Genomic DNA, 6,311 nt, shown 5'->3' with positions numbered 1-6,311 from the left:
GGTTGTTCGAGCGTGGGGGAGGAGCCACGTGGGCGTCGGCAACGCGGCGAGGTGCGGTGCCAGGCCGCGCGACCCGGACGGGCATAGTGAAAGGACCCTTAAGCCGCAGGCAGACGAAACGGGCAACCCGAAGCGGCGGTGGCCGAGGCGCCGAAGTGGCGGGCAGGCGACGCCCGCGATCCGCGGACGCCCACACCGCCGGCCCCGGGCCGCCCGTAGCAGCCCATGCGCCACCACACCGGCGGAGCCCGTCGGCGCGGGACCGCGCGGCCCATCCCCGCCCGGTGCCGTGACCGGCACCCGGCAGACCCTCAGACCCGGCAGATCCCAGCCCGTTCTACCCGGCTCGCTGCGCGGCGGAGCCCCGTACCTCCAGGTCGGCCAACAGTTCCGCCGTGGCCTCGGCGATCGCGTCGACGGCCCGGTCGAACACCTCACGGTTGTGCGCGGCGGGGGCCCGGAAGCCGGAGACCTTGCGGACGTACTGCAGGGCTGCGGCCCGGATGTCCTCCTCCGTCGCCTCCTCGGGCAGGACGGGTGGACGAAGCGTCTTGATACTGCGGCACATGCTTCCAGTCTCGCCCCTGCCGGGGAATACCGCCGGGCCCTGCCCGGATTTCCACGGACGACGGCCACCGCCGAGCCCCGCCTGCGATGATCACTGCGAGGCGGCCACCATCCCGGGGCCGACCGTAGAGAGGAACCCAGCATCATGGCGTACGACGAACTGACCGTGGCCGTACTCGGTCCCGGCGGCACCGGCGGCCTCCTCGCCGCGCTCCTGTCCCGCGCCGGCCACCGCGTGGTCTGCCTGGCCGGCGAGGAGACCGCCGACACGCTCCGCACGGCCGGCATCCGTGTCCACAGCGAGAGGTTCGGCGACTTCACCGCCCGTGTGGAGGCGGACACGACCCTGCGCGAGCCGGTCGACGTCTGCGTGGTCGCCGTCAAGCACACGAGCCTCGACGCCGCCCTCGACCGCGTCCCGCCCGCGGTCCTCGGCGACGGTCTGGTCGTACCGCTCCTGAACGGCGTGGAACACCCAGCGACCCTTCGCACCCGCTACCGCCCCGACCGCGTGGCCCCCGCCGTCATCCGCGTGGAGTCGACGCGGGTGGCACCGGGCGTGATCGAGCACGGCAGCCCCTTCGCCGAGGTCGACCTCACCGGCGACGGCGTCCCCCGCGAGCGCCTGGACGCGTTGGCGGAGGCCCTCACGGCCGCCGGTCCGACCACCCGCGTACTGCCCGACGAGTCGGCGGTCCTGTGGGCGAAGATGTCGTTCCTGGCACCGTTCGCGCTGCTGACGACCCGTCACGGGCTCCCGCTGGGCGACGTCCGCACGAAGTACCGTGAGGAGCTGACGGCCCTGGTGGAGGAGACCGCCGAGGTCAGCGCGGCCTGCGGCGGCCCGGCGGACCCGGGCGGTGCCCTCGCCCGCTACGACGGCTTCCCGCCCGCGATGAAGTCGTCGATGCAGCGCGACGCGGAGGCGGGCCGCCCTCTCGAACTCGACGCGATCGGTGGGGCGTTGCTGCGCGCAGCCGAGCGGCACGGCGTTGCGGTGCCAGTAACGGCCCGTCTGGTACGGGAGTTGAGGGACGCCGGCCACTGACGCGGGCCCCTCTTCGTGTCGCGGCCGGGTGCCGGAGGGACGCACTAAGTTGAATCCTCCCCTCCCTGAAGGGAGGGGATTCCTGGCTCAGGCAGCCTCCTGGAGCAGCGCTCCAGGAGGTCTTGCGCCATCAGCACCAGCCGGGTTGAGACCAGCCCGGACGAGCATCACGCGTGCGGAGTTCTTGTCCCGTGGGGACACCGCTCCGCACGCGGCGCGGGTGTAGGTGCGCATTCCCAGCGGCAGTGCGTGCTTGGCTCTCGCATCGCAGTGCGCGCAGTCCATCGTGGTGTGCGCGGGGTGTACCAGGCGGATGTCCCGCCCGTGCTTGCGGCCCATCTCGATCAGAGCGGCCTTGGTGGCGCCGATGGCGGCGTCAGCGGCCTTGCGGGCCATGCTGGTCCGAGCAAGGAACTTCGGGCGGAAGACGGGCGCTGCGATGCCCGAGGGACTGACCGAGAACCGCACGGACCTCCAGAACAGGGTCACCGGGAGCCTCCCGGTGACGCTGCACGGGGGGACGGCGTACGCCGCCGCGTTCGATCACGTGCAGGCGGTCGACTCCGCCACCGGAGACGTCACGGCGACCATCGAGCCCGAGGGCACCGCGGCGGCCGAGGACACCGGCGTCACCCACGACGCGGGCCCGCCCGCCCTGGTCACCACCGGCGGCAAGCCGACTCTGGTGACCCCGTTCCTGGTCCGGCAGGCCGGCACGGGAACCCAGGCAGACCACCAGGCGGTCGAGATCGCCGTCAGCGACGCGGACACCGCCAAGGTGCTGTGGCGGCTGACGCTGCGACTGCCGGAGTGGGGCGACGACCACGCATGCCGCAGCAGGCCCCCACCGCTGGCCGCCCTGCGCGCCGGCTGAGCGCCCGGGCGCTCCCGTGTCGGCGATGAGTTCGTCGGTCGACGCCCAGCACCTGCTGGAGGACCCCGCACACGGTCATCCAGGGCGACCGGGTGCTGCACCTGCGCTATCGCGTCCGCCGCCAGGGACGCGGGTTCAGCGCAGGTCGAGCCGCATCAGGACCCGGGGATGACCGGCCAGCACGGAGGTGGTGTCGGCGGCGTGGACGAACCCGGCGCGCTCGAAGTTCTTCCGGATGCCGGCGTACGCCATCGTCAGGTCGACCCTGGCGCCCCCGTTGTCGAGGGGGTATGCCTCGACCGCCGGCGCGCCGTGGGCGCGGGCGAAGGCGACCGCGCCGGCGATGAGGGCGTGGGAGATCCCCTTCCTCCGGTGCCCGGGGCGTACCCGGACGCACCACAGGGACCACACCGGCAGATCGTCGACGTGCGGAATCCTGCGGCTGTGCGCGAAGGAGGTGTCCGAGCGCGGCGCCACGGCCGCCCAGCCGACCGGCTCATCACCGTCGTAGGCGAGCACCCCCGGCGGGGGTCCCGCACGGCACAGCTCGGCGACGTACTCACCGCGGGCCGGCCCGCGCAGCTCGTTGTTGAGCCGGGAGGGGATCCGGTAGCTCAGGCACCAACAGACATTGGCCCCGGGTGACTTCGGGCCGAGGAGCTCACGGACGTCCTCGAAGACCGAAGCCGGGCGCACCTCGATGGTCATGGCACCACCGTGCCACGGCGTTCCGGGTGACGCGAGCACACCCGTTCGCATGAACCACCCGAAGGAACTCGCCACCCAAAATCGAACAGGCGTAGCATTGTGCCGTGGCAACGACCTATGACTTTCCGAGTGACCTCCTCGCCGGTCAGGAGGAGCTGCATCAGGTCCGGGCCGAGCTGTCGGCCCTGCTCAAACGGCTTCCCTGGTCGGTCGAGCCCCTGGACGGATTCAGCGACGCGGGCGGCTGGCGCAAGGTGGAGCGCCCCGCCTCCCCCGGCTGGACGGCCGACGAACAGGCCGCGGTGGAGAAGCTGCGTCGGCGCGAGCACGAACTGGCGGTCTTCGTGAGCTGCCACCGCTTCTGGGCGGAGATCGCGGCGCCGGAGCAGGTGGACGCGCGCATGAAGCTGAAGCACGCGCACGAGACGCCGGAGGAAGAGGGTTCCTGAACCACGAAGACCCCGGCCGTGATCGGCCGGGGTCTTCTCGTGGTGTGGGCGCGGACGGTTTCGAACCGCCGACATCCTGCTTGTAAGGCAGGCGCTCTACCCCTGAGCTACGCACCCGAGACGAGTCGACAGCCTACATTGCCCGGGGCACTGCCCCGCAAACCCGTATCCCCGGCCGACCTGCGGGCCGACACACCGGGCCGGCATCCGGGCCGACAGGCGGGCCGACATGTGGGCCGACATGCGGGCCGCCCCCGACGCCGGCCCGGGGGTTATCCCCACCCGCGATCCGGGAGCGTCCCGGATGCCCGCGCGAGCCCGGGATCCGTACGGTCGAAGAGCGTCCTAGCAGGAGCTTCGCCGCTTGTCCCAGGGGGAGATCGTCATGACCCGTACCGTTCCCGTCCGTGCCGTCGCCCTAGCGGGTGTGGTCGCGGCTCTCGTCGCCGGTGCCACCGCGTGTGGTGCCGCCGCCGCGGACGACAAGGATCCCGACCACCGGTCCTTCGCCCTGCGGGGCCAGACGCTCACGATCGACTCCGACGACTCCGCACTGGAGATCGTCGCCGCCGACTCGCACGAGGCGGGCACGGTCGACGTCACCCGCTGGTTCCAGGGCACGGTCGCCATGGGCAAGGAACCCGAGGTGACCTGGTCCATGAGCGACGACCGGCTGAAGCTGCGGCTCAAGTGCACCGGCGTGGTCGCCGACTGCGCGGCCAAGCACCGGATCGAGGTGCCGCGCGGGATCGCGGTGAACGTCGTGGACGGCGACGGCAGCGTGCGCGCGCGGGGCTTCGAGGACGCGCTGAACATCCGTACCGGCGACGGTTCCGTGCACGTCACCGACTCCAGCGGCCCGCTGAGGTTGCGCACCGGCGACGGCTCGGTGCGCGCCGAGGTCTCCTCGCGCCAGGTCCGCGCCCGGACCGGCGACGGCTCGGTCCACCTCGAACTGGGCGCCGTACCGGACCTCGTGGAGTCCCGCGCCGGCGACGGATCCGTGACGATCACGCTGCCCGACGCCACGTACCGGGTGACGGCCGAGACGGGCGACGGCGCCGAGGACATTTCGGTGCCCCGGGACGCCTCCAGCTCCCACGTGGTGTCCGCGCGGACGGGCGACGGCAAAGTAACGGTCCGTACAGCGAACTGACCGGCCCGTGTGTTCGTCCTTAACCGGTGGGAGAATGACAGCGGGCAAGGTCGAACACAGCACGGGAGAGGGATGTGACGGCGACACCTTCGCAGCCGTACTCGCCGTTGGTGCCGCACGCACACCATTCTGTGCGTCACGCACTGCGGGACACCCTCGCCCTGCTCGGACTGCCCCTCGTGATCGCGCTCGCGCTGCCCACCGCCTTCGCGAGCGGCGGGGGCAGCGGCACCCGGCGCTGGTTCGGCGGGCGCGCGGAGAGCCAGCGGGCCGAGGCGCAGTCCGCGAAGGACGCCGCCGCGGCCGCCTTCTACGACCTGGACACCGCCCAGCGCGATCTGCGGATCTCGATAGAGACCATCACGGCCGTCGACGACTCCCCCGCCGCCCGGCGCGCGGTCGCCGACTTCCAGGCGATCAGCACCCGCATCGACGAGGCCAGCTTCCAGTACATCAACGCCGTCGACGCGCACGACCTGGACCGCGACGACCTGGAGGCCTCGGCCGCCGCGCAGGCCCGCACCGAACTCACCCGCGCCAAGGACGAACTGGGCCGGGTCAGGCAGGAGCTGGACCGGTTCACCGCCGGGCTCGGGCCGCTGCTCGGCAAGGCCGAGACCCAGCTGGCCCGTCTCGCTCCCGCCGTCGAGCGGGCCCGGCAGGGACTGCTGGCGGCGTCGAACGCGCTCGACGCGGTACGGGGATCAGGGCTGAAGGCGGACGACCTGGCCGCCCGGCTCGCCGCCCTCGGACCCGAGCTGACCAAGTTGAACCAGGGCGCCGGAGCCCATGGTGTGCCCCAGACGCTGGAGCGGGCCGAGCGCGTGGCGCGGGAGGCCGAATCCGTCCGGGTGGAGGCCGAGCGGCTGCCGGAGCGGGCCTCCGAGATCGACCACCGGCTGGTCTCCCTGCGCACCCGCGCCCAGGCCCTCACCACCCGCGCCGAACAGGTCGACCCCGTCCTCAGCGAGCTCCGGCGCCGCTTCGTGGCCGACTGCTGGCAGGACCTCCAGCACGTGCCGGACCAGGCCGCGGAGAACGTGGCGCAGGCCGAGCTGAAGCTGCGCGAGGCCCGGGCCGCCCGCGACGAACAGCGCTGGCCGGACGCGACCGCCCTGCTCTCCACGGTCCGGGCGCTGCTGAACACCACCGACGAGTCCGTCTCCGCCGCCGGGGACCGGCTGCGCCGGCTGAACGAGGTGCAGAAGGACCCGCGGCAGGAGATCGAACGCACCCGCTTCGCCATCCGGGACGCCCAGCGCCTCGCGATGGCCGGCCGCAACACTCCCGACCCGCGCCACGCCCGCCCTCTGGACGACGCGGTAGCCCGCCTCGACCGCGCGATCGGCACCCTGGAGGGCCGCCACCCGGACTACTGGCACTTCCTCACGGAGACGGAGGCGGTCCGGCAGGCGGTGGGCCGGGTCGTGAGCCAGATCCGGGACGAGCGCGGGTCCGGGCACTGACTCGCCCCTACGGCACCGGGCGGACGCCGGTTAACCTGTGCGC

The 6,311-nt window shown here is 72.8% G+C and carries 7 protein-coding genes, 1 tRNA gene and 1 pseudogene; 5 read left to right on the top strand and 4 right to left on the bottom strand.

What is annotated here, in order from left to right; genetic code table 11:
- Positions 1-337: 337 nt before the first annotated feature.
- Positions 338-568 (bottom strand): DUF2277 domain-containing protein, encoded by a 231-nt coding sequence (locus tag KUM49_RS32700; protein ID WP_217240575.1) that lies wholly within the window; start codon positions 566-568, stop codon positions 338-340.
- A gap of 144 nt (positions 569-712) precedes the next feature.
- On the opposite strand from KUM49_RS32700, the gene KUM49_RS32695 reads away from it, so the two are divergent.
- Entirely contained in the window at positions 713-1,615 is a 903-nt protein-coding gene (locus KUM49_RS32695) for a ketopantoate reductase family protein (protein ID WP_217240574.1), read from the top strand.
- 87 nt (positions 1,616-1,702) lie between these two features.
- Here KUM49_RS32695 and KUM49_RS32690 read toward each other — a convergent pair.
- Positions 1,703-2,056 (bottom strand): annotated as a pseudogene (locus tag KUM49_RS32690) (zinc ribbon domain-containing protein); the annotation flags it as partial.
- A gap of 61 nt (positions 2,057-2,117) precedes the next feature.
- On the opposite strand from KUM49_RS32690, the gene KUM49_RS32685 reads away from it, so the two are divergent.
- Positions 2,118-2,489 carry a hypothetical protein gene (locus KUM49_RS32685; protein ID WP_217240573.1) on the top strand — a complete coding sequence of 124 codons (372 nt, stop codon included), beginning with the start codon at positions 2,118-2,120 and terminating at the stop codon, positions 2,487-2,489.
- 135 nt (positions 2,490-2,624) lie between these two features.
- On the opposite strand, the gene KUM49_RS32680 is transcribed toward KUM49_RS32685, so the two are convergent.
- Positions 2,625-3,197, bottom strand: a complete 573-nt coding sequence (locus tag KUM49_RS32680; protein WP_217240572.1) for a GNAT family N-acetyltransferase — start codon at positions 3,195-3,197, stop codon at positions 2,625-2,627.
- A 104-nt stretch (positions 3,198-3,301) separates the two neighbouring features.
- On the opposite strand from KUM49_RS32680, the gene KUM49_RS32675 reads away from it, so the two are divergent.
- Positions 3,302-3,646 carry a hypothetical protein gene (locus KUM49_RS32675; protein WP_217240571.1) on the top strand — a complete coding sequence of 115 codons (345 nt, stop codon included), beginning with the start codon at positions 3,302-3,304 and terminating at the stop codon, positions 3,644-3,646.
- Positions 3,647-3,691: 45 nt separating this feature from the next.
- Here the strand turns inward: KUM49_RS32675 and KUM49_RS32670 are convergent.
- Positions 3,692-3,763 (bottom strand) — tRNA-Val (locus KUM49_RS32670).
- Positions 3,764-4,031: 268 nt separating this feature from the next.
- Between KUM49_RS32670 and KUM49_RS32665 the strand changes: the two genes are divergently transcribed.
- Together KUM49_RS32665 and KUM49_RS32660 are read left to right on the top strand one after the other, a co-directional pair.
- Complete coding sequence (locus tag KUM49_RS32665) at positions 4,032-4,802, top strand: DUF4097 family beta strand repeat-containing protein (protein WP_217240570.1); 771 nt, start codon at positions 4,032-4,034, stop codon at positions 4,800-4,802.
- Positions 4,803-4,876: 74 nt separating this feature from the next.
- Positions 4,877-6,268 (top strand): hypothetical protein, encoded by a 1,392-nt coding sequence (locus tag KUM49_RS32660; protein WP_217240569.1) that lies wholly within the window; start codon positions 4,877-4,879, stop codon positions 6,266-6,268.
- Positions 6,269-6,311: the final 43 nt, after the last annotated feature.

The organism is Streptomyces sp. AC555_RSS877 (assembly GCF_019049245.1).
GTDB lineage: Bacteria > Actinomycetota > Actinomycetes > Streptomycetales > Streptomycetaceae > Streptomyces.
This window is presented reverse-complemented; position numbering and strand designations above follow the sequence as displayed.